General features: G+C 62.6%; 18 protein-coding genes and 1 pseudogene. 13 read left to right on the forward strand and 6 right to left on the reverse strand.

All coding sequences use genetic code 11. The annotated features are described in order from the left end of the window. Positions 1–68: 68 nt before the first annotated feature. Positions 69–380: a DUF6916 family protein gene (locus tag AACY42_RS17905; protein ID WP_339481338.1), complete on the reverse strand. Its 312-nt coding sequence runs from the start codon at positions 378–380 to the stop codon at positions 69–71. Between the two features lie 46 nt (positions 381–426). Beyond that, positions 427–1,014, reverse strand: a complete 588-nt coding sequence (locus AACY42_RS17910; protein ID WP_339481339.1) for a phage tail protein — start codon at positions 1,012–1,014, stop codon at positions 427–429. 287 nt (positions 1,015–1,301) lie between these two features. On the opposite strand from AACY42_RS17910, the gene AACY42_RS17915 reads away from it, so the two are divergent. The 5 genes from AACY42_RS17915 to AACY42_RS17935 are packed head-to-tail and all read left to right on the forward strand — an operon-like array spanning position 1,302 to position 12,730. Further along, positions 1,302–2,147: a sulfotransferase family protein gene (locus AACY42_RS17915; RefSeq protein WP_339481340.1), complete on the forward strand. Its 846-nt coding sequence runs from the start codon at positions 1,302–1,304 to the stop codon at positions 2,145–2,147. Between the two features lie 51 nt (positions 2,148–2,198). Next, positions 2,199–9,437, forward strand: a complete 7,239-nt coding sequence (locus AACY42_RS17920) for an Ig-like domain-containing protein (protein ID WP_339481341.1) — start codon at positions 2,199–2,201, stop codon at positions 9,435–9,437. 39 nt (positions 9,438–9,476) lie between these two features. Continuing rightward, entirely contained in the window at positions 9,477–10,991 is a 1,515-nt protein-coding gene (locus tag AACY42_RS17925) for a TolC family protein (RefSeq protein ID WP_339481342.1), read from the forward strand. A 12-nt stretch (positions 10,992–11,003) separates the two neighbouring features. Further along, positions 11,004–11,789, forward strand: a complete 786-nt coding sequence (locus AACY42_RS17930; RefSeq protein ID WP_339481343.1) for an aspartyl/asparaginyl beta-hydroxylase domain-containing protein — start codon at positions 11,004–11,006, stop codon at positions 11,787–11,789. Next, positions 11,777–12,730, forward strand: a complete 954-nt coding sequence (locus AACY42_RS17935) for a sulfotransferase family protein (protein WP_339481345.1) — start codon at positions 11,777–11,779, stop codon at positions 12,728–12,730. Before AACY42_RS17930 ends, AACY42_RS17935 begins: the two co-directional genes overlap by 13 nt. Positions 12,731–12,764: 34 nt before the next feature. On the opposite strand, the gene AACY42_RS17940 is transcribed toward AACY42_RS17935, so the two are convergent. Then, entirely contained in the window at positions 12,765–13,526 is a 762-nt protein-coding gene (locus AACY42_RS17940; protein ID WP_339481347.1) for a slipin family protein, read from the reverse strand. Between the two features lies 1 nt (position 13,527). After that, on the reverse strand, positions 13,528–14,052 hold the full coding sequence (locus AACY42_RS17945) for an NfeD family protein (protein ID WP_339481348.1): 525 nt from the start codon (positions 14,050–14,052) through the stop codon (positions 13,528–13,530). Between the two features lie 148 nt (positions 14,053–14,200). On the opposite strand from AACY42_RS17945, the gene AACY42_RS17950 reads away from it, so the two are divergent. The 4 genes from AACY42_RS17950 (at position 14,201) to AACY42_RS17965 (ending at position 17,317) form a co-directional block, all read left to right on the forward strand. Continuing rightward, positions 14,201–14,446: a DUF2789 domain-containing protein gene (locus tag AACY42_RS17950; RefSeq protein ID WP_339481349.1), complete on the forward strand. Its 246-nt coding sequence runs from the start codon at positions 14,201–14,203 to the stop codon at positions 14,444–14,446. Between the two features lie 211 nt (positions 14,447–14,657). Continuing rightward, positions 14,658–15,239 carry an alpha/beta hydrolase gene (locus AACY42_RS17955; RefSeq protein ID WP_339481350.1) on the forward strand — a complete coding sequence of 194 codons (582 nt, stop codon included), beginning with the start codon at positions 14,658–14,660 and terminating at the stop codon, positions 15,237–15,239. A 46-nt stretch (positions 15,240–15,285) separates the two neighbouring features. Continuing rightward, on the forward strand, positions 15,286–16,218 hold the full coding sequence (locus tag AACY42_RS17960) for a sigma 54-interacting transcriptional regulator (protein ID WP_339481351.1): 933 nt from the start codon (positions 15,286–15,288) through the stop codon (positions 16,216–16,218). Between the two features lie 316 nt (positions 16,219–16,534). Continuing rightward, on the forward strand, positions 16,535–17,317 hold the full coding sequence (locus AACY42_RS17965; protein WP_339481352.1) for a MetQ/NlpA family ABC transporter substrate-binding protein: 783 nt from the start codon (positions 16,535–16,537) through the stop codon (positions 17,315–17,317). 93 nt (positions 17,318–17,410) lie between these two features. Here AACY42_RS17965 and AACY42_RS17970 read toward each other — a convergent pair whose 3' ends face one another. Next, positions 17,411–18,571, reverse strand: a complete 1,161-nt coding sequence (locus tag AACY42_RS17970) for an AAA family ATPase (protein ID WP_339481353.1) — start codon at positions 18,569–18,571, stop codon at positions 17,411–17,413. A 240-nt stretch (positions 18,572–18,811) separates the two neighbouring features. Between AACY42_RS17970 and AACY42_RS17975 the strand changes: the two genes are divergently transcribed. The 3 genes and pseudogenes from AACY42_RS17975 (at position 18,812) to AACY42_RS17985 (ending at position 24,020) form a co-directional block, all read left to right on the forward strand. After that, positions 18,812–19,915 carry an efflux RND transporter periplasmic adaptor subunit gene (locus AACY42_RS17975; protein WP_339481355.1) on the forward strand — a complete coding sequence of 368 codons (1,104 nt, stop codon included), beginning with the start codon at positions 18,812–18,814 and terminating at the stop codon, positions 19,913–19,915. Then, positions 19,912–20,976: pseudogene (locus AACY42_RS17980) on the forward strand (efflux RND transporter periplasmic adaptor subunit). The gene AACY42_RS17975 and the pseudogene AACY42_RS17980 overlap by 4 nt, the downstream one beginning before the upstream one ends. Next, on the forward strand, positions 20,973–24,020 hold the full coding sequence (locus AACY42_RS17985) for an efflux RND transporter permease subunit (RefSeq protein WP_339481356.1): 3,048 nt from the start codon (positions 20,973–20,975) through the stop codon (positions 24,018–24,020). Before AACY42_RS17980 ends, AACY42_RS17985 begins: the two are co-directional and overlap by 4 nt. A gap of 155 nt (positions 24,021–24,175) precedes the next feature. On the opposite strand, the gene AACY42_RS17990 is transcribed toward AACY42_RS17985, so the two are convergent. Beyond that, positions 24,176–26,395 carry a heavy metal translocating P-type ATPase gene (locus AACY42_RS17990; RefSeq protein ID WP_339481358.1) on the reverse strand — a complete coding sequence of 740 codons (2,220 nt, stop codon included), beginning with the start codon at positions 26,393–26,395 and terminating at the stop codon, positions 24,176–24,178. 86 nt (positions 26,396–26,481) lie between these two features. Here AACY42_RS17990 and cadR point away from each other — a divergent pair, with 86 nt between their 5' ends. Then, a complete protein-coding gene (cadR, locus tag AACY42_RS17995) occupies positions 26,482–26,928 on the forward strand; it encodes a Cd(II)/Pb(II)-responsive transcriptional regulator (protein ID WP_339481360.1) in 447 nt (148 codons plus the stop codon). Positions 26,929–26,959 lie beyond the last annotated feature (31 nt).

Below are 26,959 nucleotides of genomic sequence, written 5' to 3' on the forward strand. Positions count from 1 at the left end.
CCTCGCTTCACTCGTCAGCTCCTACAGATCCAGTGGGAGCAAGCTCCCACAGTTTGAAATGAGTCCAGTCAGTTAAACGCGATGTAAAAATATCCCAGCGCTGGATCCCGTCCCATGGGCGGTATGCGTGACACGAACACCCCTTCGATCTTGCCCAGTTCCGGCACTTCCAACCCACAGAGCCCGTCGACGAACGCCGTACTTTCCAGGCTGTTGAACTCGACGCTGAAGGGCATGCGCTCGGTGTTTGGCATCTTCGCCCGAGGTGTTTCTTCGAGGGTTTCGAAGCGCACCGGTAGGCAACTGCCGTCGGGCAGGATCAGGCTGCCGGTCTGGCCCAGCAGCGGTTGGAAATGGCGGCTATGAACCTGTTGCAGCATGTCGACACTCCAAAAGGCCGGAGGACCGCAGCCCTCCGGCGGTTCATCAGTTACGGGACGGGAAGTAGCCTTGAAGGGCGATGCTGAAATTGATGGCCAGGAAGGGGTTCATGACCGCCATGGGCATGCTGTTGCCCGTGGCGGACACCGAGCCGCTGACCGCGGTGGTCACGCCTTGCAGCGGCACTGGCGAAGCGCCTATCTGGTCGGAATAGATCGCCGCTGCGCCCGGCCCGGTGCCCGAAGTGCCGATGAACGAGTTGGTGCCCGTAGGGGTGGTCACCGGGTTGCTGGCCGGGTTGGCCAACTGCAGGGTGGTCGAGGCAGTGATGCCCGTGAGCGTGTGGGTGTGGTTGGGCAGGTTATTGATCGTGGCGCTGACGTTTTCGGTGCCGGAGATTTCACCGATGACGCGCGGGGTCAGGCCCGGGCCATTACCTTGGCCCAAGGGTAGGCGACCTTGAAGGTTGGGTAGCAAGAAGGTGGTCTGGCCGTTGCCGCCGTACGTTACGCCGATCAGGGCGAACAGGGTCTGGTATTGGGAAAGGGAAAGTGTCTGCCCGTTGCATAGGGCCCAATCCCTGGGCGCAAAGTTAAAGGCGAATGATTGGATAGTGCCGATGAATACTTCCATAGATTCCTCATCCCTCAGGTTATTGGTCTGGCGATGCCGGCAGGATTCTGGGAGAGAGGCTTCACTTCCTGGCCCGGTCATGCACGGCTGAGCGTAGACGCGGTTGTTTCATTTTGCCGGGTGAAGGAAGGGTGAAAATATTTCCAGTGCGCTTAATCGATTCACGCATGCCATTGGCCTGTACCGTCCATCTTTTTTACGGTTCAAGGTGAATTTGATATCAAAGTACTACTAGTCGGCGATTATTTCCTCGGCTACGCTTGGCGATACAAAGGGACTACAAACAGGTGAAGGGATTGTCGCAGTTTCACTTTATCTCCGGTTTACCGCGCTCAGGCTCGACCCTGCTTTCTGCCATTTTGTTGCAGAACCCGCGCTTTCATGCCGGCATGACCAGTCCCGTTGGCACGCTGTTCAGCAGCGTCTTGCAGCAATGCAGCGCCGGCAGCGAGTTCGGTTCGGTGATCGACACCGACCTGCGCCGCCGCCTGCTGCGCGGTCTGTTCGACTCCTACTACGCCGACAAATCCGATAAGCCGGTCATCTTCGATACAAATCGCCAGTGGTGTGCCCGCTTGCCCGCCCTGCAGGACCTGTTTCCCCAGGCCAAGACCATCGCCTGTGTGCGTAACGTTGCCTGGATCCTCGATAGCCTGGAGCGGCTCTACCGCGCCAACCCCTTTGAAAACACCAAGCTGTTCAATGACGATGACGAGCGCAACACCGTCTACAGCCGCTGCGAGACCCTGGCTCAGCGCAACCGCCTGGTGGGTTTCGCCTGGACCGCGCTCAAAGAGGCCTACTACGGTGAGAACGCCGAGTCGCTGCTGATCGTTGATTACGATTTGTTGAGCCAGGCCCCGGAGCGGGTGATGCGCCTGGTGTACGAATTCATCGGCGAACCCTGGTTCGAACACGATTTCAATCACTTGACCTACGACGCACCGGCCTTTGACCAGGCCCTGGGCGTTGCCGGCCTGCACAAGGTCAAGCCCAAGGTCGCGCCGCAAGCCCGGCGGACCTTGTTGCCGCCGGATCTGTTTGAAAAGTATGCCGAGTTGTCGTTCTGGTGCGATGGATCTGCAAGCGCCGCCAATGTCATTCGTATGAAAACCGATGCCGCCGTCAGCTGACTGCGGTTTTTTTTCATTTGCGTTCAAAAAGTTCGAGTCCAGGTGATCGTCATGTGGTGGAGCAAAGGCAAATCGCGGGTAACCGAGGGCACACAAGCCCTGGCATCGCCAATGATCATGTCCCTGGAGCCGCGAATGCTATTCGACGGCGCGGTGGCGGCAACCGTGGCCGATGCCGCGCAGCCGGACGCCCATCCCACCGCCGAGGCGACCAAGGCGCCCACGACGGATCAGCCAGTCGACAGCCATGCTCCCCAGGGCCAGGTCGATGCCACCCAGGCCGCCGTGCCGGGCAAGACCGTGGTGTTCGTCGATTCCCGGGTCAAGGATTCCGCCAGCCTGCTCGAAGGTGTGGCGCCCGGTACCCAGGTCGTGCAGCTGGATGCCAGCAAGGACGGCTTGCAACAGATCGCCGATTACCTGGACACCCACCAGGGCATCAGCTCGGTGCAGATCATCGCCCACGGTAACGCCGGTGATTTGTGGCTGGGCAACAGCTACCTGTCGGCGGATAACGTCCAGGCGCGCAGCGAAGTGCTCGCGCAGATCGGCCAGGACATGAACGCTGGCGGCGATATCCTGATCTATGGCTGCTACACCGCCGAAGGCGAGCGTGGCTTGAACCTGGTCGATTCATTGGCGCAGTTGACCGGCCGCGACGTGGCGGCGTCCAACGACCGCACTGGCCTGGGCGGCGACTGGGACCTGGAAATTGCCACTGGCAACATCGAAAGCGCCAACGTGCTGTCGAGCAAGGCCATGAGCGAGTACCAATGGGGCCTGGCCACCTGGACCGCTACCAACAACCTCAATAGCGGCGTGGGCTCCCTGCGCGCCGCCTTGTCGTCTGCACAGAGCGGCGATATCGTCACCTTCAATGCCAGCATGACCGTCGCGCTGACCCAGGTGCTGGTCGTCGACAAGAACGTCACCATCGATGGTGACCTCAACAACGACAACGTGGCCGATGTGACCCTGGATGGGCAATACCGCACCCAGATCATCAACGTGACGTCGGGGACCACCGCGACCCTCGATGGCCTGGTGATTACCCGGGGCATGGTGGCAGGCAACGGTGGTAACGGCGGCGACGATGCGCTGGTGTCCCAGGGCGGTGGTATCTACAACGCCGGCACCTTGACCCTTAGAAACGTCACAGTGACCGCAAACGCCGCTTCGGGCGGTGGTGGTGGCGGTGGTGTAACGCCGCAGTACGCCGGCGGCGGCGGTGGTGGCGGTGGCGCGATCACTGGGGGTACCGGTGGCAAGGGCGGCAATACGCTCAACTCCTCGGGCGCCAACGGCACGCCCGGACAGGGCGGCGCGGGCGGCGGTTTCTTCAACATTGGCGGGCGCGGCGGTTCCACTAGCGGTGGCGCGGGCGGTGCGGCTTATCCGGGCTACAGCACCGGTTCGGCCGGTGGCACGGCCACCAGCGGTGGCTTGTCCATCGGCGGTGGCGGCGGTGGCGACGGCTATAACGACATCGGCGGCGCCGGCGGCGGCGCGGCGGGGGGGATCTATAACGATACCGGCGCAACCCTGCGGATCATCGGCAACTCGGTCATCTCCAACAACGTCGGCGCGGGTGGCGGCGGCGGCGGCGGTGGTGCCGGTGGTGGTTATCTCCAGGCGGGTGGTGCCGGTGGTGTCGGTGTCGGCGCCATCTGGAACAAAGGCTCGATCCTGATCACGGCCGCCAACTTTGCCGCCCTGGCCGGTAACGTCGGCGGCAGCGGCGTGGGCGGGACCAGCGCCGGCAGCGCTGGTGTTTCGCCGGCGTCGGTGGCCAACGTCTACGGCGATGGCGGCACGATCAACACCAACTATACGCCGGACGAGACGCCGCCCACCGCGACCGTCGTCGTGGCCAATACCAACCTGAACTCCGGTGGCACGTCGCTGGTGACCATCACCTTTTCCGAAGCCGTGACCGGTCTTACCGCGGCGGACCTGACGGTGCAGAACGGCAGCGTCGGCACCTTGACCAGTGGCGATGGCGGCATCACCTGGACCGGCACGCTGACCGCGGCCAGCAACATCGCCGACACCACCAACATCATCACCCTGAACAACACCGGCGTTGCCGACCTGGCCGGCAATGCCGGCGTGGGCACCACCGACTCGAACAATTACATCGTCAACGACACCGTGGCGCCCACGGCGTCCATCGTGGTGAGCGACACTGCCCTCAGGATTGGCGAGACCTCCACGGTCACCATCACCTTCTCCGAGGCCGTTTCCGGCTTTACCACGGCCGACATGACGGTGGCCAACGGTACGCTCAGCGGCCTGAGCAGCGGCGACGGTGGCATCACTTGGACGGCCACGCTGACGCCGGATGCGGCGACCACCGATACCTCCAATCTCATTGTCCTGAACAATACGGGCGTGGCGGACCTCAATGGCAACGCCGGCGTGGGGACGACCAACTCCAACAACTACGCCGTCGACACGCAACGCCCGACCGCCACCATCGTGGTGTCTGACACCGCGCTGCGCGTCGGTGAAACCTCCGTGGTGACCATCACCTTCACCGAGGCCGTGAGTGGTTTCACCACCGCCGATCTGACGGTCGCCAATGGCACGGTCACCGGCCTGAGCAGCAGTGACGGTGGTATCACCTGGACCGGGACGCTCACACCAAGTGCCAGCGTCAACGACACCAGCAACCTGATCACCCTGGATAACACCGGCATTGCCGACCTGTCTGGAAACGCCGGCAGCGGTATCACCGACTCCAACAACTACGCCATCGACACGCTGCGCCCGACCGCCACCATCGTGGTGGCCGATACCGCGCTGAACATCGGCGAAACCTCGTTGGTGACGATTACCTTCAGCGAGGCCGTGACCGGTTTCACCCTGGCCGACCTGACGGTGGCCAACGGCAGCCTGAGCGGGCTGAGCAGCAGCGACGGCGGCATTACCTGGACCGCGACGCTCACCCCGAGCGCCAGCGTCAGCGATGCCACCAACCTGATCATCCTGGCCAATACCGGTGTGGCGGACGCGGCGGGCAACACCGGCAGCGGCACCACCAGCTCCAACAACTACGCGGTCGACACGCTGCGGCCAACCGCTAGCATCGTTGTAGCCGACACCTCCCTGAGCGTTGGCGAAACCTCCCTGGTGACCATCACCTTCAACGAGGCGGTGACAGGCTTTACCACCGCCGACCTGACGGTCGCCAACGGCACGGTCACTGGCCTGAGCAGCGGCGACGGCGGCATCACCTGGACCGGCACGCTCACGCCAAGTGCCAGCGTCAGCGACACCAGCAACCTGATCACCCTGGATAACACCGGCGTTGCGGACGCGGCGGGCAACGCCGGCAGCGGCACCACCGACTCCAACAACTACGCCATCGACACCGCGCGTCCGACCGCCACCATCGTGGTCGCCGACACGGCCATCGCCGTTGGCGAAACATCGGTGGTGACGATCACCTTCAGCGAGCCCGTGACGGGTTTCACCCTGGCGGACCTGAGCGCCGTCAACGGCAGCCTGAGCGGCCTGAGTACCAGCGACAACATCACCTACACCGCGACCTTCACGCCAAGCGTTGGCATCAGCGATGCCACCAACCTGATCACGCTCGATAACACTGGCGTGGTGGACGGCGCGGGCAATGCCGGCAGCGGCACCACCGATTCCAACAACTATGCCGTTGACACCCAGCGTCCGACCGCCACCATCGTGGTGGCTGACACGGCGCTGAGCGTCGGCGAAACCTCGCTGGTGACCATCACCTTCTCCGAAGCGGTGACGGGTTTCGACAATTCGGACCTGAGCGTGGCCAACGGCACGCTGAGTGCGGTCAGCAGCAGTGATGGCGGCATCACCTGGACCGCCACCTTCACCCCGGCCCTCGGGGTCAGCGACACGTCCAACGTGATCACCTTGAACAACACCGGCATCAGTGATGTGGCGGGCAACACCGGCACTGGCACCACCGATTCCAACAACTACCAGGTCGACACCAACGTGCCGACGGCGACCATCGTGATTGCCGATACCACGTTGAGCATCGGCGAGACGTCGTTGGTCACCGTGACCTTCAACTCGGCGGTCAGCGGGTTCGACAATTCGGACCTGACCGTCAGCAATGGCACGTTGAGCAACGTGTCGTCCTCCGACGGCGGTGTCACCTGGACGGCCACGTTCACGCCGAGCGTCAGCATTTCCGATACCAGCAATGTGATCACCCTGGACAATACCGGCTTGATCAACGGCGCGGGCAATGCGGGCGTGGGCACCACAGACTCCAACAACTACACCGTCGATACGGTGCGGCCAACCGCGACCATCGTCGTGGCCGACACCGCCATAGCCGCCGGCGAGACCTCCGTGGTGACCATCACCTTCAACGAGGCCGTGACCGGTTTCACCTTGGCCGACCTGACGGTGGCGAACGGCAGCCTGAGTGGGCTGAGCAGCAGCGACGGCGGCATCACCTGGACCGCGACCTTCACGCCAACCGGTGGCGTCACGGACACCAGCAACGTCATCTCGCTCAACAGTGGCGGCATCGTTGACGTGGCAGGCAACGCCAATGTTGGCACCACCGACTCCAACAACTACGCGCTGGACACCGAACGTCCGACCGCAACGATCGTGCTGGCCGATTCCAACCTCAGTGTCGGCGAAACCTCGTTGGTGACCATTACTTTCAGCGAGGCCGTGACCGGTTTCACCAACGCTGACCTGAGCGTTGCCAACGGCACCCTCAGTGCCGTCAGCAGTAGCGATGGCGGCCTGACCTGGACGGCGACCTTCACGCCAACCCTCGGCGTGCGGGATACATCCAACCTGATCGTCCTGGACAATACCGGGGTGAGTGACGCGGCGGGCAATACCGGAACCGGCACCACCAACTCGGCCAACTACGCGATCGACACGCAGGTGCCGACGGCGACCATCGTGGTGGCCGACACGTCCCTGAGCATCGGTGAAACCAGCCAGGTGACCATCACTTTCAATGAAGCGGTGAGCGGTTTTGATAACAGCGACCTGACCATCAGCAATGGTACGTTGAGCAACGTGTCGTCCTCCGACGGTGGCATCACCTGGACGGCCACGTTCACGCCGAACGCGAGCATTGCCGATACCAGCAACCTGATCACCCTGGACAACACCGGTGTCATCAACATTTCAGGCAATGCGGGTGTCGGCACCACCGACTCAAACAACTACGCCATCGACACCGTGCGGCCAACGGCGACCATCGTCGTCGCCGACACTGCCATTGCCGCTGGCGAGACTTCGCTGGTGACCATTACCTTCAACGAGGCCGTCACCGGCTTCACCAGCGCCGATCTGAGCGTGGCCAACGGTACGCTCAGCGGTTTGAGCAGCAGTGACGGCGGCCTCACCTGGACCGCGACCTTCACGCCAACCGCTGGCATCACCGACACCAGCAACATCATCACCCTGACTAACAGCGGCGTCGCCGACCTGGCGGGCAACGCGGGCAGCGGTACCACCGATTCGAACAACTACAGCGTCGACAGCCAGCGTCCGACCGCCACCATTGTGCTAAGCGATTCGCAGTTGAAACCGGGTGAAACCGCGCAGGTGACCATCACCTTCAGCGAGGCGGTGACCGGGTTTACCAACGCTGACCTGAGCGTTGCCAACGGCACCCTGAGCGCCGTCAGCAGCAGCGATGGCGGCCTGACCTGGACCGCGACCTTCACGCCGACCCTGGGCGTGACCGACACCAGCAACCTGATCACCCTGGACAATACCGGCGTGAGCGATGCGGCCGGCAATACCGGGACAGGCACCACTGATTCGGCCAATTATGTGGTCGAGACGCAGGTACCGACGGCCACGATCGTGGTGGCCGACAGTGCGCTGCAGATAGGGGAAACCTCGCAGGTCACTATTACGTTCTCGGAAGCGGTGAGCGGTTTCGACAACAGCGACTTGACCATCAGCAACGGCACGCTCAGCAATGTGTCGTCCACCGACGGCGGCATTACCTGGACGGCCACGTTCACGCCGAGCGCCAGCATCACCGACACCAGCAACCTGATCAGCCTGGACACCAGCGGTGTGGTCAACGTTTCGGGCAACAGCGGTGTCGGCGTGGTGGACTCCAACAACTACGCGATCGACACGGTTCGCCCTGGCGCCACCATCACCGTGGGCGATACCAGCCTGGGCATCGGCCAGAGCACCACCGTGACCATCCGCTTTACCGAGGCCGTGTCCGGTTTCGATTTGTCGGATCTCAGTGTCGCCAATGGCGTGTTGTCCAACCTTGCCAGCAGTGACGGTGGCCTGACCTGGACCGCGACCCTGACGCCGACTGCGGGCGTCAACGATGCCACCAACCTGATCCTGCTCGACGCCAGCAATGTGCAGGACCTGGCCGGCAACGCCGGCGTGGGCATCGCGATTTCCGCCAACTACGCGCTCGACGCCACCCGGCCGACGGCAACCATCGTGGTCGCCGACCCGAACCTGACGGTGGGCGAGACGACCCAGGTGACCTTCACCTTCAGCGAAGCGGTGACGGACTTTGACCTGTCGGACCTCAGCGTCACCAACGGCGAACTGACCAACCTGACCACCAGCGATGGTGGCAAGACCTGGACAGCAACGTTCACGCCAACGGTGAGCCTTACCGACCCGAGCAACTTCATTGCCCTGGACACGAGCAACGTCAGTGACCTGTCGGGCAACGCCGGGGCCAGCGTGGCGGTGTCCAACAACTATGCGATCGACACCGTGGTGCCCAACGATGTGAAGCCGCCGCCGGACTTCCTGACCGCCGACCCGGTCACGGTCACTCCTCCGTCCGAGGTGCCGTTGCAACCGATCGTCTTTACACCGCCGACCGGCAACCTGGGGTCGCCACTGGGCTTCCCAGCGCTGTTCGAGCAACGGGACGTGGGCGGGGGCCTGCGACCGATTGGGGATATTTTCATCAACCATGGCGCACTGGCGCCGAGCTACATCGCCCAGGTGTTCGGCAATGACGCCTCCGGTGATGGCGCCGGCCAAGGGTTCCTGGGCTTTGGTGGTGGTGATGGCGGGGTGTTTGGCAGCAGCACGCTTTCGACCCTGTTCAACCAGGACTCCGGCTCCGAGGGCGAATCAATGGACGCCTTCGGCAGCCAGTCGATGCAGGGCGATGGTGTGTCCCAAGGCCTGCGCGGGATGTTCGGGGCGCCAACCCTGGGTCAACAACTGCAACAGCTCAAGGACACTGAACAACGTCAGGTCGACAGCCTGGCAACCGCGTTACGACAGGTCGGCATCAGCCAAGTGCAGGCTTGAATTCTAAATATATTGGGGCAGTCAGGGGCAATCCAGGGAATGAATAGAAGTCAGAAGTTATTCGGAATGAGTTTGCTGGCGTTGGTGGTGAGTGGTTGTGCGGTCACTAGCGATCCGATCGAGCGTAGCGTCAGCGAACAGCGCGCTCGAACCGACCTGCAGAATATGTACAAGGATCAGGAGCCGCTCAGCGGCCCGCTGACCCTGCACCAGGCCATGGCCCGGGCAGTGAAGTACAACCTCGAAGGTCGCTTGAAGATCATGGAGGAAGCCCTGGCCAAGCGTCAGTTGGACCTGGCCAGTTTCGACATGCTGCCGCGCATGGCCCTGGACGCCGGGTATGTGGGTCGCAACAACGTCAACGCCTCCAGCAGCCAGAGCGTGGAAACCGGTACCCAGTCCCTGGAGCCGTCGACCTCCCAGGATCGCGACCGTGAGGTGGCTGACCTGACCATGGTCTGGAACGTGCTCGATTTTGGCGTCAGCTACATCAGCGCCAAGCAGGCCGGGGACCAGCGACTGATCGTGCAGGAGCGCCGGCGCAAGGTGATCAACACCATCGTCCAGGACGTGCGTTCGGCCTACTGGCGCGCCATGGCCGCCGAGCGCCTGCTCAAGCAGATCGACAGCCTGATGGTTCGGGTCGAGGCGGCGCGCGACAACAGCCAGAGCATGAGCGAACAGCGCATCGGTGACCCGGTGCAGGCCCTGGGTTACCAGCGCTCGCTGATCCAGGCCACCCGTCAACTGGAAGAGCAGCGCCGGGCGCTGTCCCTGGCCAAGACCGAACTGGCGACCCTGATCAACTTGCCTTTGGGTACCGAGCTGACCTTGGCGACCCAGGATGAATACGCCGTCCCGGAACTCAAGGTCGACCTGGCCCGTCTCGAACAGGAAGCCCTGGCCAGCCGTCCGGAACTGCGCGAGCAGGATTACCAGACCCGCATCACCGCCGCCGAAACCCGCAAGGCCATGCTGCGCCTGCTGCCGGGGCTGGAGTTTTCCGCCGGCGGGCATTACGACAGCAACTCGTTCCTGGTGGAACAGGGCTGGGCCGACTATGGCGTGAAAGTCACCTGGAACCTGTTCAACGTGATTTCCGCCCCGGCGGCCATCGACGTGGCCAAGGCCGGTGAAGAAGTGGCGTCGGCGCGGCGCCAGGCGATGTCGATTGCTGTATTGGCGCAGTTGTACGTGGCCAATGCCAACTATCGCGAAGCGCTGCGCCAGTTCAAGACCAGCCAGCAACTGGCGGACATCGACGGGCAGATTGTCGGTCAATTGCGCAACCGTCACCAGGCTGCCGGCATTGGCGAGCTGGATCTGATTCAGGGTGAACTGAACACCCTGCAGGCCGATCTGCGTCGGGACCTGGCCTACGCCGACCTGCGTAACGCTTACGGGCAGATTTTTGCCAGTGCCGGTCTCGACCCATTGCCAAACGAAGTGCAATCGACCGAAGTCCAGTCGATTGCCACAGCGCTGGCTAACCGTGAAGCAGCCTGGGCTCAGGGCGATATCACGGAGCCGACGACCGCCGCAGTGACTCAATAACCGGGCGCAGGCATGACGCGCCCGGCGTTTTCCCGGCTGCCAGTGTCGGTGAACCTGCCGTTGCTGTTGCAGGCACTGGCCGCCATTGAAGACGAGCGCTGGCAGGGGCATTTCAACCATGCCTATTACAGCGGCGACTGGAGTGGGGTGGCGCTGATTTCGGCGGCCGATGCCGTCACCGAGCTGTCGCCGGGGCGCGGTCAGCCCTTGCACCGCGCGCCTTGGTCAACGGATGGCCGCTGGCACGAAGCGTTGCGCGACTGGCCCCTGGAGATTGTTTCGGCCCGGCTGCTACGGCTCGGGCCCGACGGGTGCATCCACGAACATCGCGACTATGACCTGGGCGGGCCGGACGCCGACCTGCGCCTGCACGTGCCGCTGCTCAGCTCGCCTGGCGTGGACTTCTTTCTGGATGGGCAAATCATTGCGATGACGGCGGGCGAGTGCTGGTTTCTCGACTTGGCGCGGCCTCATCGGGTGGTGAATCGAAGTGCTCTTTCGCGGGTTCACCTGGTGCTCGATTGTCGCCCCGGACCGTGGCTGGCCCAGCAGATCGCCGATGGGCTGCCCACCACCCCCGCCGCGGGCGTCGGGCAAAGCGACTTTGTCCGCTTTCAGCAGCGCGTGGCAACCGATCCTGACCTCGCCCGCACCTTGCAGAGCCTGCGCGACCTCGACGCTTTCATTGAGTCGGCGCTGGCGCTGGGGGCCGAGCAAGGGCTTCATTTCACCCGGGAAGAATTGCGCGCTGCGATGCGCGCCGGTCGCCAGCAGTGGAGAAACCAGTGGAAGACCTGAACCTGCACGGCTGGCTGCCGATCCGCGTAGGGCAAGAGGCCGGGCAATGGTGGGTCGATTGGTGCTGGTTTGGCGACGCGCGACTGTCGCAGCCTTTTTTCGGCGACGCCGTGGAAGACGCCCTGCGCTTGCCCTTCAACCAGGCGTTCCACCGCCAGACACCCTTGGACGTGCTCGGTCAGTGGCAACGACAAAGCCCGGGTCTGGCGCCCAGTGCGTTCATTTTTCATGCTTCCCGCTGCGGCTCGACATTGATCAGCCAGATGCTTGCCCAGTTGGACGACCACATCGTCATCTCGGAACCGCCGCCCCTGGATACCCTGCTGCGCAGTGATTTGCCACCGGCCGAGCGGTGCGTGGCACTCAAGGGTTTGATGTCGGCCTACGGGCAGCGCCGCCGAGGTGTGGAGCAACGCCTGGTGGTCAAGCTCGACGCCTGGAACATCGGTGAGCTGGCGCTGTTGCGAGAATGTTTTCCCGACACGCCTTGGCTGTTCCTGTACCGCGATCCCTTGGAAATCGCCGTCTCCCATCTGCGTCGTCCTGGCATGCACATGGTGCCGGGGATGATCGGGACGAGTGTCTTGGACGATGGCTTGCCGTTCAGTGGCCCGGAAGATTTCATCTCGCGCCGGGTGGGGCGGTTGTTGGCGACGGGCTTGGAACACTGTCAGGCATTGACCGCAATGGCGGTCAACTACACCGAGTTGCCCGAGGCGATGACGGGCCGGCTGGCGGCGTTTTTCCGCCTCGATGAGGCGCAATGCAGGCAAGTGTTCGCCGCCGTGGGGCAGCATGCCAAGCAGCCGGCGCAGGCGTTTGTCGGCGATAGCGAGGACAAGCGCCGGGAAGCTTCGGCGTTGTTGCGTGAGCGGGTCATGCGCTGGGCGCAGGGGCCTTATGAAACACTCGAAACATTGCACTGTGGCAAGGGGATTTAGCAAAACGTCGCCGCGCCCCACAGTGAGCAACGCATCAAGTTTTGTTGGGCGACAACTCCGCCATCCCCTTGAGCAATTCAATCGGCAAGGGGAAGACGATGGTGGAGCTTTTATCCCCGGCAATCGAGCCCAGCGTCTGCATGTAGCGCAACTGCATGGCGCCTGGCTGGCGACCGAGCATTTCGGCAGCCTGCATGAGTTTTTCCGAGGCTTGCAGCTCGCCTTCGGCGTGGATCACCTTGGCCCGGCGTTCCCGCTCGGCTTCGGCTTGTCGGGCGATGGCGCGGATCATGGATTCGTTGAGGTCCACGTGCTTGATCTCGACGTTCGCGACTTTGATGCCCCAGATGTCGGTCTGGGCGTCGAGCACCTGTTGGATATCGCTGTTCAATTGCTCGCGCTCGGCCAGCAGTTGGTCCAGGTCATGCTTGCCGAGGACCGCACGCAACGTGGTCTGGGCCAGTTGACTGGTGGCCATGAGGAAGTTTTCGACCTGGATGATGGCTTTCTGCGGATCGAGCACACGGAAATACAGCACCGCGTTGACCTTCACCGAGACGTTGTCGTGGGTGATCACGTCCTGGGCTGGCACGTCGAGGACAATGGTGCGCAGATCGACGCGGATCATCTGCTGCACCACCGGGATCAGCAGGATCAACCCCGGCCCCTTGACCTGCCAGAATCGACCGAGCTGAAACACCACTGCCCGTTCGTATTCACGCAGGATCCGGAATGTCGAAGCCGCCAGTGCGATCAACAGCAGCAACAGCAGCGTAAAACCGATTTGCATGCCCATCTCATACCCCTCCTGAGTCAGCGGCGGCTACTTCCAGCAGCAAACCCTTGCGTGCGATGACTCGCACCGCTTGCCCAGGCCGCAGCGGTGTTGCGCTTGCCACCTGCCAGCGTTCGCCTTCCAACTGGACCCAGCCATGATGATGATTGCCGGCCTGCAGCGCGGTCACTGCCGTGACGCTGCCCAACAGCGCGGCATCGCCGCTGACAGGCTGGCGCGGCCGTGTTTTCAATGCACGGACCAACAGGACGATCAGCAGCAGGGCGCTGACCAGGCCCAGGCCGAGCATCAGCGGAACCGGGACGTCGGCGTTGGTCAGGATGACCGCGCCGATCACACACAGGACAATCCCGCCCAGCCCCGCGACGCCATAATTGGGCAGGGCCGCCTCGAAGACCAGCAAGCTCACGCCAACGGCGATCAGCCAGAAACCCATGGGATCGGTGCCCGGCAGAACCGGGCCGTCGGCGCCGAACGCAGGCCCGCTGATCGCCAGCAGCGCAACCGTTAACCAATGAATGTTCACAGGATCCTCCGCAACGTGTATTCGTCGGGATGTTATCCAAAGTCTAGTCGAATCGAGGGCTGATTGAATTTTGATCAGTCTGGCGGTCGTCGAGGGGCTAGACTGCGGAGAAACACCCAGCCATCTCCATTATGTTCAGGAGGCCCGTATGGAACCCCCAATTCACCCTCTTTCCTCTTTATTCAAGCAACTGGGCTTGCCCGATGACGCTCAGGGCATTGATCAATTTATCACCAGCCATTCCCCCCTCAAGCCTGGGCTGCACCTGGCCGATGCGTTTTTCTGGAGCGAGAGCCAGCGGCAAATGCTGCGCGACGAAATCCTCGAGGATGCGGACTGGGCGGAAGTGATAGACCAGTTGGATGTGTTGTTGCGCAAGGGGCGTAGCGAGTGAGGCACATACCAAGCCTATGCGGGCTTGCTCGCGAATGCGTCGTGTCAGGCAACATCAGTGTCAACTGATCCACCGCTTTCGCGAGCAAGCCCGCTCCCACAGAGATGCTCGCTTATTCTTTATTTGCATTAACAAATAGCTTCTTATTCCTTAAACAATATAGCTCTCCTCCCTATACTCGTCCGGGAACAGACACGCAGGAGAGCCCCCCATGCGCAACGAATCGATTCGCTACCTGATTGTGCCGGGCTGGCAAGGATCGCCGCAAAATCATTGGCAAACCCACTGGCAGAACAGCCTGCCCAACAGCGCCAGGGTCGAGCAGGCCGACTGGGTCACGCCCCGGCGTGAAGACTGGGTCGCGGCGTTGGCCGAGGCCGTGGCCGCCGACAGCACGCCAGTGATCCTGATTGCCCATAGCCTGGGCTGCATCACGGTGGCCCATTGGGCCGCCACCGCGCCGGTGCAGTTTCTGCGGCAGGTGCGTGGGGCGTTGCTGGTGGCGCCGGCGGATGTCGAGCGGCCGACCTGTGTTCCGGCGCTGCGCAACTTCGCGCCGATTCCCACCGCTTTGTTGCCGTTCCCAAGCCAAGTGGTCAGCTCTGACAACGACGCCGCCGTGAGCGCCCCGCGCGCCCTGGCGCTGGCGCGCAACTGGGGGGCCGAGGCCGGGATCCTGGCCGGGGCCGGGCATATCAATGTGAAGTCCGGTCACCAGCGTTGGGAGCAGGGTTTCGCTTACCTCTATCGCCTGCAAAACCGCATGGAGCATCACGCCCTGCGCCGCGCCTGAATGTTTAGCGCCCGCCGTCTCCCGGCGGTCTGGGCGGGAGCTTGTCATGAGTTTGCATGAAACCTTCGGTCAGCCGTTGCTGACCTTTCCCGATGCGGAAAAAAGCCCCCTGAGCATTCGCGCCAAGGCGCTGGTGTTCGTCGACCCTCGTTCGCGGCAGTTGCGCCAGGCGTTGGAGCAACTGGCGCCCCGGGCGATCTCGGTGCTGATACGCGGCGAAACCGGTAGCGGCAAGGAACTGCTGGCCCGGCATATCCACCGTGAAAGTGATCGCGGCGGGTTGTTTGTGTCGGTCAACTGCGGCGCCATCAGCCCGACCTACGCCGACGCCGAACTGTTCGGCTATGCCGCCGGCAGCTACAGCGGCTCCGCCAGCAGCCGGGCCGGTTGGTTTGGTTCGGCCAATGGCGGCACCCTCTACTTGGATGAAATCGGTGATTTACCGCTGCCGATCCAGATCAAACTGCTGGCGGCCCTGGAGAACCACGAAGTCACCCGTGTGGGCGCGCATCAGCCCAGCCCGGTGGATGTCCGCCTGGTGGCAGCGACCAGCATCGACCTGGCGCAAGCGGTGGCGGCCGGAAAATTCCACGAACGGCTCTACCATTACCTTGGCGAAGGCCAGCTGGAGCTGCCGGCCCTGCGCGAACGGGTGGGCGATATTCTGTCCCTGGCCGAATACTTTCTGGGCATCTACAGCCAGCGACTCGGCCTCACGGTGCCGCTGATCAGTGAAGCGGCGCAGTATGCCCTCGAGCGGCACAGTTGGCCGGGCAACACCCGCGAGCTGGAAAACGTCATTCACTTCGCGTTGCTGGTGAGCACGGGGGATGAGATTTTGCCGGAGCACTTGAATCTGCCGTCCCAGCCTTCAGCCCTGGAGCTGATTGATCAGCAGGTGGCGCAGGTCATTGCACGGGGTTCGGAGGCCGAGCGCACAGCCCTCAAGGCGCTGCTCAATCGTGCAGGAGCGGTGTAGGAGCGGTGTAGGAGCTGTCGAGTGCAACGAGGCTGCGATCTTGTCCCAGACAATTGAGTCGCAAGTGAAAAATCAAGATCAAGATCAAAAGATCGCAGGCTTCGCCAGCTCCTACAGAAGCTTAGCGCGAGCACGCGCCCTCGCCGCAAAAGCGGTGTTTTCTATATGAGTAAAATGAATATGAACTTGAACAAAAGATATTGTTAAGGAATAAAAAATATCGGTATCGTCCGCATCACGCCAGCGATAGCACTTCACTGGCACTCCACATTTGGCCGTCGTCCATGACGACTGTGATTTTCGATAAGGACACTGCATGAAAAAGGTTCTGTTGTTCACCGCATTGGCGGCAGCCCTGGCCTCTGGCCTGGCCCAGGCCGTGGAGAAACTGGTCGTCGCGGCCACCCCGGTGCCCCACGCTGAGATTCTCGAGCTGATCAAGCCGGCCCTGGCCAAAGAAGGCGTGGACCTGGAAATCAAGGTCTTCACCGACTACGTGCAACCCAACGTACAGGTTGACCAGAAGCGCCTGGACGCCAACTACTTCCAGACCCTGCCCTACCTCAAGAGCTTCAACGAAGGCAAAGGCACCGATCTGGTGACCGTGATCGGTGTGCATGTGGAACCCTTCGGTGGCTACTCGAAGAAAGTCAAAAGCCTGGCCGAACTCAAGGACGGTGCGACCATCGCCATTCCCAACGAAGGCAGCAACAGTGGTCGCGCCCTGATCCTGTTGCAGAAGGCTGGCCTGATCGAGCTCAAGGATCCGAAAAACGCTCTGGCAACGCCCAAGGACATCGCCAAGAACCCGCACAACTTCAAGTTCAAGGAACTGGAATCGGCCATGCTGCCGCGTGTGCTGGACCAGGTCGACCTGGACATGATCAACACCAACTATGCCCTGGAAGCGGGTCTTAACCCAGCCAAGGATGCACTGGTGATCGAAGGCGCGGACTCGCCTTACGTCAACTTCCTGGTGGCCCGTCCGGACAACAAGGACAGCCCGGCCATCCAGAAGCTGGCCAAGGCCCTGACCAGCCCTGAAGTGAAGGCGTTCATCGAGAAGAAATACAGCGGCGCGGTACTGCCGGCGTTCTGATTCGCAGGCTAAACCCTTTCACGGTTTCAAACGCCGACGGCTGATACAGCGTCGGCGTTTTTTGTGCTCGCGATTCGGTTGAGCAGGCGCTCATTAATCCGGCCAATGCCACGCCGGTTCATCCAACACCCGCTGCCCGACAATCCCAGTCTGCCCAAGCTCCTTTTCCAGCACGATGCAATTGCAACCCTCATCCTGCTCCAAGGCGGTGATCAGGCGCGTGGCGTGGGACACCACCCAGACCTGGCAATTGACTGAAGCCCGGATGATCAGTCGCGCCAAGGCTGGCAACAAATCGGGGTGCAGGCTGGTTTCCGGTTCGTTGAGCACCATCAGCGAGGGCGGTCGTGGTGTGAGCAGGGCGGCTACCAGCAACAGATAGCGCAGGGTCCCGTCCGACAGTTCAGCGGCGGACAGCGGGCGCAGCAGGCCATGCTGTTGAAACGCGATGGCGAAACGTCCGCCCTGCAATTGCTCGATATGCAGGTGGGCACCGGGGAACGCGTCGCCGATGGCGGCATCCAAGGCCTCGACATCGCCGATTTCAAGGATGGTCTGCAGTGCAGCGGCCAGGTCGCGTCCGTCGTGGTGCAGCACCGGCGTGCGGGTGCCCAGTTGCGGTTGGCGCGCCGGGGCGTCGGCATCGCTGCGAAAATGGTCATAGAAGCGCCAGCGACGAATGAACTCGCGCATCTGCAAGACCTCGGGCGAAGTACGCAAGCTGCCGACCTGGTCGAACAGGCTGTCGAAGGTCGGCGTGTGCTGGGCCAGCACATCCCAGGAGCGGCCTTCGCGGGCACGGATCATCGGCCCGTTGCGGTCCACCAGCAGGCTGGCAGGCCGAAACACCGGGCCGGCCCAGATGCATTCGCGCTTGATTTCAGGGTCCAGTGAAAACGCTGAGCCACCGTTTGCCGACAAGCCCAAGGCAATCGAATAGTTGAAGTCTTCACCGGCGAAGCCCAGGCGCAGGCGCTTGGTATCCCGGCGCAGAGTTGCCTGGACCGGCACTTCGCCGTTGCGCATGCGCCGGCTGATTTCTTCAGGCCCGGCCCAGAAGGTCGAGTCCAGTCCACCTTCGCGGGCCAGAGCGTTGACCACCCCGCCCTGGGCTGTCTCGGCCAACAGGCGCAGGGCGCGGTACAGATTGGACTTGCCACTGCCGTTGGGACCGGTGATCAGGTTCAGCCGGCCCAGGGGGATGACCAGTTTATTGATCGAGCGATAGTTGGCCACCGCCAATGTCTTGAGCATGGGCAGACTCCTGCTGCATGGGTTCGTAGGAGCTGTCGAGCGAAGCGAGGCTGCGATCTTTCCGAACCCCATTGATTCTCAAGTGAAAGATCAAAAGATCGCAGCCTCGCTTCGCTCGGCAGCGCCTACAGGAGGCGATCAGTTTGCCCGAGTTGCTGCGTCCATTGTATTCGTTGAACCCTGTTCTAAGCTCACAGTCGTATCGTCACTGGTACGTCCGTACAGCGCCAAGGAGTCTGCATGGCTGGTCCCCGAATCAAACTGGTAGTTGGCTTGTGCCTCTGCGCGCTGCTGGCCGGATGCGGTGATCAAAAGCCTGTGGAAAAAGCCCTGCCACGGGTGTTCGTGCAGCAAGCCGTGCCCAGCGAATACGCCGCCTCGGTGACCCTGACCGGCGATGTCCAGGCGCGGGTGCAGACCGACCTGTCGTTTCGCGTGGGTGGCAAGATCATTGAGCGCAAGGTCGATGTCGGCGACCGGGTCTCGGCCCGGCAAGTGCTGGCCCGGCTCGATCCTCGGGACCTGCAGACCAACGTCGACTCCGCCGAGGCCCAGGTGGCTGCCGAGCAGGCGCGGGTCAAGCAGAGCGCGGCGGCGTTCGTGCGTCAGCACAAACTCTTGCCCAAGGGCTACACCAGCCAGAGCGAATACGACGCCGCCCAGGCTCAACTGCGCAGCAGCCAGAGTGCGCTCACCGCCGCCCAGGCCCAGCTGGCCAACGCCCGTGAACAACTGAGCTACACCGCACTGGTTGCCGAGGCACCGGGCATCATCACGGCGCGTCAGGCGGAAGTCGGCCAGGTAGTGCAGGCCACGGAGCCGATCTTCAGCCTGGCCCGGGACGGCGAACGCGACGCGGTGTTCAACATCTACGAATCGCTGTTGAGCGAACCGCCGTCGGACCCTGCAATCACCATCAGCTTGTTGGATAACCCCACCATCAAGACCACCGGCACGGTGCGTGAGATCACCCCGGCGGTGTCTGCCCAGACCGGCACCGTGCAGGTCAAGGTCACCCTTGATGATTTACCCGAAGGCATGCGCCTGGGCTCGGTGGTCAGCGCCACGGCCAAGTCCGCCGGCAAGCCCGCCTTCGAGCTGCCTTGGTCGGCACTGACCAAAAACCTCAGTGACCCGGCCGTGTGGCTGGTGGACGGCGAGGGCAAGGCGCAGTTGCAAACGGTGACCGTCGGCCGCTACCTGACCGGCAAGGTCATCATCAGCGACGGCCTCAAGGGCGGTGAGAAAATCATCACCGCAGGCGGGCAACTGCTCCACCCCGGCGTACGCGTCGAGATTGCTGAAAACACCGCTGAAAAAACAACGCCGGGAGTTCAGCCATGAAGCGCTTGTGGATGATCTCGGCCGGCCTCTTACTGGCCGCCTGCTCCAAGGAGGAAGCGCCGCCCGAACCGGTGCGTCCGGTGTTGTCCGTTGAGGTCAGGGCCCTCGACCAGCAAGCGCTTGGGCGGTTCGCCGGGAATATCCAGGCTCGCTACGAGAGCAACGTGGGTTTCCGCGTGCCAGGACGGATCGCCAGTCGCAATGTCGATGTCGGCGCGCAGGTGAAGAAGGGCGACCTGCTTGCCACGCTCGATCCCACCGACCAGCAGAACCAGTTGCGCGTCGCCCAGGGCGATCTGGCGCGGATCGAGGCGCAATACATCAATGCCCAGGCCAATGCCCGTCGCCAGCAACAATTGTTCGACCGTGGCGTCGGTGCCCAGGCGCAGTTGGACATCGCCCAGACCGACTTGAAAACCACCGGCGCCTCTCTCGAACAAGCCCGGGCCTCGGTGGAGCAGGCCCGCGACCAGCTCAACTATAGCGAACTGCACACCGACCACGACGCCGTCGTCACCGCCTGGAATGCCGAGGCCGGGCAGGTGGTCACCGCCGGCCAGCAAGTGGTGACTCTGGCTCGCCCGGACATCAAGGAAGCGGTGATCGACCTGCCGGCCGGGCTGGTCGAGCGCCTGCCCTCGGACGTGGTGTTCGAGGTTGCCGCGCAAATGGACCCGAGCATCCACACCAGCGCCACCGTGCGCGAGATCGAACCCCAGGCCCAGAGCGCCACCCGCACGCGCCGCGCGCGTCTGACGTAGGTCGATACACCGCCAGGTTTTCGTCTGGGCACGGCCATCAGTGTGACCCTGAGTTCGACCATCGAGCCGCGCATCGAGCTGCCACTCAGCGCGTTGCAAGAGATCGACGGCAAGGCGCGGATCTGGCTGGTCGACCCGCACAGCCAGACCGTCTCACCCCGTGACGTGCGGATTCTCGAACGTTCGGCCAGCTCGGTGCTGGTGGCCAACGGCATCAAGGCTGGCGATCGCGTGGTCAGTGCGGGTGTGAACAGTCTCCAGCCGGGGCAGAAAGTGAAACTCGACGAGGACGCACGATGAAAGGGCCTTTCAACCTGTCCGAATGGGCCCTGCGGCATCAGTCATTCGTCTGGTATCTGATGTTCGTTGCATTGTTGATGGGCGTGTTTTCGTACATGAACCTGGGGCGCGAAGAAGACCCATCGTTCACCATCAAGACCATGGTCATCCAGACCCGTTGGCCCGGCGCGACCCAAGAGGAAACCCTCAAGCAGGTCACCGACCGCATCGAGAAAAAACTCGAAGAGCTCGATTCCCTCGACTACGTCAAAAGCTACACCCGCCCGGGAGAGTCGACGGTGTTCGTGTACCTGCGTGATACCACCGGGGCCAAGGAAATCCCCGAGATCTGGTATCAGGTACGCAAGAAGATCAACGACATTCGCGGCGATTTCCCTGACGGCTTGCAAGGGCCTGGCTTTAACGACGAGTTCGGTGACGTGTACGGTTCGGTGTACGCCTTCACCGGCGATGGCCTGTCGATGCGCCAGTTGCGCGACTACGTGGAACAGGCGCGCGCCGAGATCCGTGACGTGCCCGGCCTGGGCAAGGTCGAGATGGTGGGCGAGCAGGACGAAGTGCTGTACCTGAACTTCTCCACGCGCAAACTCGCCGCGCTGGGCATCGATCAGCGCCAGGTGGTGCAGAACCTGCAATCGCAGAATGCCGTGACCCCGGCCGGGGTGATCGACGCCGGGCCGGAGCGGATTTCCGTGCGCACGTCCGGGCAGTTCCAGTCGGAAAAAGATCTGGCCAATGTCAACCTGCGGCTCAAGGACCGCTTCTATCGACTGGCCGACATCGCTGACATCAGCCGGGGTTACGTCGACCCCGCTACACCGATGTTCCGTTTCAACGGTACGCCGGCCATCGGCCTCGCCATCGCGATGAAAAAGGGCGGCAACATCCAGGACTTCGGCAAGGCGCTGCATGCGCGCATGACCGAACTGACCGCCGACCTGCCGGTGGGCGTTGGCGTGCACACCGTGTCGGACCAGGCCGAAGTGGTTGAGGAGGCGGTCGGCGGCTTTACCAGTGCCTTGTTCGAGGCGGTGATTATCGTGCTGGCCGTCAGCTTCGTCAGCCTCGGCGTCAGGGCCGGACTGGTGGTGGCCTGTTCGATTCCGCTGGTGCTGGCGATGGTCTTCCTGTTCATGGAATACAGCGGCATCACCATGCAACGGATTTCCCTCGGTGCGTTGATCATCGCCCTTGGCCTGCTGGTGGACGATGCGATGATCACCGTGGAGATGATGGTCACGCGCCTGGAAAAAGGCGACAGCAAGGAACAGGCCGCGACTTTTGCCTATACCTCGACGGCGTTCCCGATGCTCACCGGGACCCTGGTGACGGTCGCCGGGTTCGTGCCCATTGGCCTGAACGCCAGCTCCGCCGGCGAATACACCTTCACCCTGTTCGCGGTCATCGCCGTGGCGATGCTGGTGTCATGGGTCGTCGCGGTGTTGTTTGCCCCGGTGATCGGCGTGCACATCCTCAGCACCCACGTAAAACCCCACAGCGCCGAGCCGGGGCGGATCGGCCGGGCGTTCAACAGCGGCCTGCTGTGGGCAATGCGCAATCGCTGGTGGGCCATCGGCATCACCGTGCTGCTGTTCGTGCTGTCGGTGTTTTGCATGCGCTTTGTGCAGAATCAGTTCTTCCCCTCCTCGGATCGGCCGGAAATCCTGGTGGACCTCAACCTGCCGCAAAACGCCTCGATGGACGAGACTCGCCGGGTGGTCGATCGCCTGGAAGCGACCCTCAAGGGCGACCCGGACATCGAGCGCTGGAGCACCTACATTGGCGAAGGCGCGATTCGTTTTTACCTGCCGCTGGACCAGCAATTGCAGAACCCGTACTACGCGCAACTGGTGATTGTCAGCAAAGGCCTGGAGTCGCGCACGGCCCTCACCGAGCGCCTGCAAAAGCGTCTGCGTGAAGATTTCGTCGGGGTTGGCAGCTACGTGCAGGCCCTGGAAATGGGCCCGCCGGTGGGAAGGCCGATTCAGTACCGGGTCAGCGGCAAGGACATCGACCGGGTGCGCAAGCATGCGATCGAACTGGCCACCGAGCTGGACAAGAACTCGCACATTGGCGAAATCATTTACGACTGGAACGAACCGGGCAAGGTGCTGCGCATCGACATCGCCCAGGACAAGGCGCGGCAGTTGGGCTTGTCTTCCGATGATGTGGCCAGGCTGATGAACAGCATCGTCAGCGGCTCGCCAGTGACTCAGGTCAACGACGATATTTATCTGATCGACGTGGTCGGTCGTGCCGAAGATGCCGAGCGTGGTTCGCCGGAAACCCTGCAGAACCTGCAAATCGTTACCCCGGGCGGCATCTCGATTCCGTTACTGGCGTTCGCCACGGTGCGCTATGAACTGGAACAGCCCTTGGTGTGGCGTCGTGACCGCAAGCCGACCATCACCATCAAGGCTGCTGTGCGCGACGAGATTCAGCCCACCGATCTGGTCAAGCAACTGCAACCGCAGATCGACACGTTCGCCGCCGGCCTGCCAGTGGGCTACAAGGTCGCCACGGGCGGTACGGTGGAAGAGAGCAGCAAGGCCCAAGGGCCGATCGCCAGTGTCGTGCCGTTGATGCTGTTCTTGATGGCGACCTTCCTGATGATCCAACTGCACAGCGTGCAGAAGCTGTTCCTGGTGGCGAGCGTCGCGCCCCTGGGGTTGATCGGCGTGGTGCTGGCGCTGGTGCCGACGGGCACGCCCATGGGTTTCGTGGCGATCCTCGGGATCCTCGCGTTGATTGGCATCATCATTCGTAACTCGGTGATCCTGGTGACCCAGATCGATCAATACGAACGTGACGGTTACGAGCCCTGGGATGCGGTGGTGGAAGCCACCGAGCACCGGCGCCGGCCGATCCTGCTCACGGCGGCTGCGGCGAGCCTGGCGATGATCCCGATTGCCCGGGAAGTGTTCTGGGGGCCGATGGCCTACGCGATGATCGGTGGGATCATCATCGCGACGCTACTGACGTTGCTTTTCCTGCCGGCGCTGTATGTGGCCTGGTACAAGATCCGCGAGCCGAAGCGCGATTGAATTGGCGTTAAATCATGAGGGCCGTGTGCAGCCCATCGCGAGCAAGCTTTGCTCCCACAGTTGGATCTTTGCGAAGACAGAATCTGAATTCACTACGGATCTGCTGTGGGAGCAAAGCTTGCTCGCGAGGCGTCCTTTGAGTCACCCCGGATGCTTCATTTGCGCAACAACCGCAACCCATTGAACACCACCAGCAAGCTCACCCCCATGTCGGCAAACACCGCCATCCACATGGTGGCGAACCCGGCGAAGGTGACCCCGAGAAAGATCGCTTTGATCACCAATGCCAGGGCGATGTTCTGTTTCAGGATGCTTGAAGTCTGCCGCGACAGGCGAATGAAGGCCGGGATCTTGCGCAGATCATCGTCCATCAAGGCGACATCGGCGGTTTCGATGGCCGTGTCGGTGCCGGCCGCGGCCATGGCGAAACCGATTTCCGAACGGGCCAGGGCCGGGGCGTCGTTGATGCCGTCGCCGACCATGCCGACGCGGTGACCCTGGGCGTACAACGCTTCGATGGCTTGCAGCTTGTCTTCCGGCAACAGGTCGCCCCGAGCCTGATCTATGCCCACCTGCGCGGCAATCGCGTCGGCGGTGTGGGTGTTGTCGCCGGTGAGCATCAAGGTCTTGATGCCCAGCTCATGCAGTTGCCGGATGGCTTCGCGGCTGGAGTCTTTCACGGTGTCGGCCACGGCAAACAGCGCCAAGGGGCCTGTAGTGTCGAGCAGCAGCACCACGGATTTGCCTTGTTTTTCCAGGGCGAAGAGTTTCTCTTCCAGTTCGGGGGAGCACAGGCCGAGGTCTTCCACGAGGCGGTGATTACCCAGGTGATACGTCTGGCCGTCGATGTCGCCGCGCACGCCGCGCCCGGCAAGTGCCTCGAAGTTATCCACAACCTGCTGCGTCAGTTGCTTATCCACAGCCGCGCTGGCAATTGCCCGGGATACCGGGTGGTCGGAGCGGGCGGCGAGGCTGGCGGCCAGGGCCGCAGCGGTGGTTTCCACGCTCGGGTCCAGCGCCACATAGTCGGTTTGCACCGGCTTGCCGTGGGTGATCGTACCGGTCTTGTCCAGGGCCAGGTAGTCGAGCTTGTAGCCCCCCTCCAAGTACACGCCACCCTTGACCAGGATGCCTTTGCGCGCAGCGGCGGCGAGGCCGCTGACGATGGTGACGGGGGTGGAGATCACCAATGCGCATGGGCAAGCGACCACCAGCAGCACCAGCGCCCGGTAGATCCAATCGAACCAGACTGCGCCCATGAACAGCGGTGGGATGATGGCTACCGCCAGGGCCAGGACAAACACCGCCGGGGTGTAGATTTTCGAGAACTGGTCGACGAAGCGCTGGGTCGGCGCGCGGGAGCCCTGGGCCTGTTCCACGGCGTGGATGATCCGCGCCAGGGTGGAGTGATCGGCCGCCGCGGTCACGGTGTATTCCAATTCGCCGGCCTGGTTGATGGTGCCGGCAAACACCTTGTCGCCGATGGTTTTTTCCACCGGCAGGCTCTCGCCCGTGATCGGTGCCTGGTCAATGGTCGAACGACCGGCGACCACGTCGCCGTCCAGGCCAATCCTTTCCCCCGGGCGAACCCTCACCCGCGCACCGAGGGCGATGACTTTTACGTCTTGCGCCTGCCAGCTGCCATCAGTCTGTTGCACGGTGGCCTGTTCCGGGGCCATCTGCATAAGGCCGCTGATGGCGTTGCGGGCCCGGTCCAGGGATTTGGCTTCGATCAGCTCGGCCACGGTGAACAGGAACATCACCATCGCCGCTTCCGGCCATTGGCCGATCAGCACGGCGCCGGTCACGGCGATACTCATCAGGGCGTTGATGTTCAGGTTACGGTTCTTCAGCGCGATCCAGCCCTTTTTGTAGGTACCCAGGCCGCCGCTGAGGATCGACACCAGCGCCACCAGTGCGACCACCCAGTTTGGCGCGGCGTTGGTGAAGTGGATCACCTCGGCACCCAAGGCCGTCACGCCGGACAGCGCCAGCGGCCACCAAGGCTTGGCCGGGGCGGGCAAGTCGTTGGTTTCCGGTTTCTGGCCGGGGGTCAGTGGCTCGGCCTGCATCCCTAAGGATTCGATAGCCTTGATGATGGGCGCGTCGCTCGACAAATCGTGGGTCACGCCCAGCACGCGGTTGATCAGGTTGAACTCCAGTTGCTGCACGCCTTCGAGCTTGCCGAGCTTGTTCTGGATCAGCGTCTGTTCGGTGGGGCAGTCCATGGCTTCGATGCGGAAACTGCTCAGCCGTGCACCGTCCGTCGGCGCCTTGCCGAGGTTGACCTGCGACGGCGCTGCTTTCGATGCGCAGCAGGAATGCCCGTGGTCATGGCCGTGGTCGGGTTTGTGGATATGAAGGGAATCGCTCATCGGGTGACGTCCGTGAAAAGTGCCTGTTGCGCAGTAAAGACCCTGTAGCCACTATAGGGTCAAGCACCTATTTTGGAGGCCGCATCATGAAGATCGGAGAACTGGCGAAAATCACCGACTGCCAGGTCGAAACCATCCGCTACTACGAACGCGAAGGCCTGCTGCCGGAACCGGCCCGCAGCGACGGCAATTACCGCGTCTACACCCAGGCCCACGCCGAGCGGCTGACGTTCATCCGCAACTGCCGCACCTTGGACATGACCCTGGAAGAAATCCGCAGCCTCCTGAGCCTGCGCGACAGCCCCCAGGACCAATGCGAAAGCGTCAATGCGCTGATCGATGAACACATCCAGCACGTCAAGGCCCGTATCGACGGCCTGCAGGCCTTGCAGACGCAACTGATCGACCTGCGCCATCGCTGTGGCGAAGGGCCGGACCTGGATCAATGCGGGATCTTGCAGCGGTTGGAAGTGAGTGGGGCGGTGGCGGCGGAGGTGGAGCATTCCCATGTGGGGCGTAGTCATGGGCATTGAGCCGATCTTGGAGCACATGCAGATCCAATGT

It is taken from the genome of Pseudomonas sp. RL_5y_Pfl2_73 (genome assembly GCF_963970515.1).
Lineage (GTDB): Bacteria > Pseudomonadota > Gammaproteobacteria > Pseudomonadales > Pseudomonadaceae > Aquipseudomonas.

Coding starts and splice junctions, on each gene's coding strand:
- AACY42_RS17905 (WP_339481338.1), bottom strand. CDS start 380: ATGCTGCAACAGGTTCATAGCCGCCATTTCCAACCGCTGCTGGGCCAG.
- AACY42_RS17910 (WP_339481339.1), bottom strand. CDS start 1,014: ATGGAAGTATTCATCGGCACTATCCAATCATTCGCCTTTAACTTTGCG.
- AACY42_RS17920 (WP_339481341.1), top strand. CDS start 2,199: ATGTGGTGGAGCAAAGGCAAATCGCGGGTAACCGAGGGCACACAAGCC.
- AACY42_RS17925 (WP_339481342.1), top strand. CDS start 9,477: ATGAATAGAAGTCAGAAGTTATTCGGAATGAGTTTGCTGGCGTTGGTG.
- AACY42_RS17930 (WP_339481343.1), top strand. CDS start 11,004: ATGACGCGCCCGGCGTTTTCCCGGCTGCCAGTGTCGGTGAACCTGCCG.
- AACY42_RS17940 (WP_339481347.1), bottom strand. CDS start 13,526: ATGGGCATGCAAATCGGTTTTACGCTGCTGTTGCTGCTGTTGATCGCA.
- AACY42_RS17950 (WP_339481349.1), top strand. CDS start 14,201: ATGGAACCCCCAATTCACCCTCTTTCCTCTTTATTCAAGCAACTGGGC.
- AACY42_RS17955 (WP_339481350.1), top strand. CDS start 14,658: ATGCGCAACGAATCGATTCGCTACCTGATTGTGCCGGGCTGGCAAGGA.
- AACY42_RS17960 (WP_339481351.1), top strand. CDS start 15,286: ATGAGTTTGCATGAAACCTTCGGTCAGCCGTTGCTGACCTTTCCCGAT.
- AACY42_RS17965 (WP_339481352.1), top strand. CDS start 16,535: ATGAAAAAGGTTCTGTTGTTCACCGCATTGGCGGCAGCCCTGGCCTCT.
- AACY42_RS17970 (WP_339481353.1), bottom strand. CDS start 18,571: ATGCTCAAGACATTGGCGGTGGCCAACTATCGCTCGATCAATAAACTG.
- AACY42_RS17975 (WP_339481355.1), top strand. CDS start 18,812: ATGGCTGGTCCCCGAATCAAACTGGTAGTTGGCTTGTGCCTCTGCGCG.
- AACY42_RS17985 (WP_339481356.1), top strand. CDS start 20,973: ATGAAAGGGCCTTTCAACCTGTCCGAATGGGCCCTGCGGCATCAGTCA.
- AACY42_RS17990 (WP_339481358.1), bottom strand. CDS start 26,395: ATGAGCGATTCCCTTCATATCCACAAACCCGACCACGGCCATGACCAC.
- cadR (WP_339481360.1), top strand. CDS start 26,482: ATGAAGATCGGAGAACTGGCGAAAATCACCGACTGCCAGGTCGAAACC.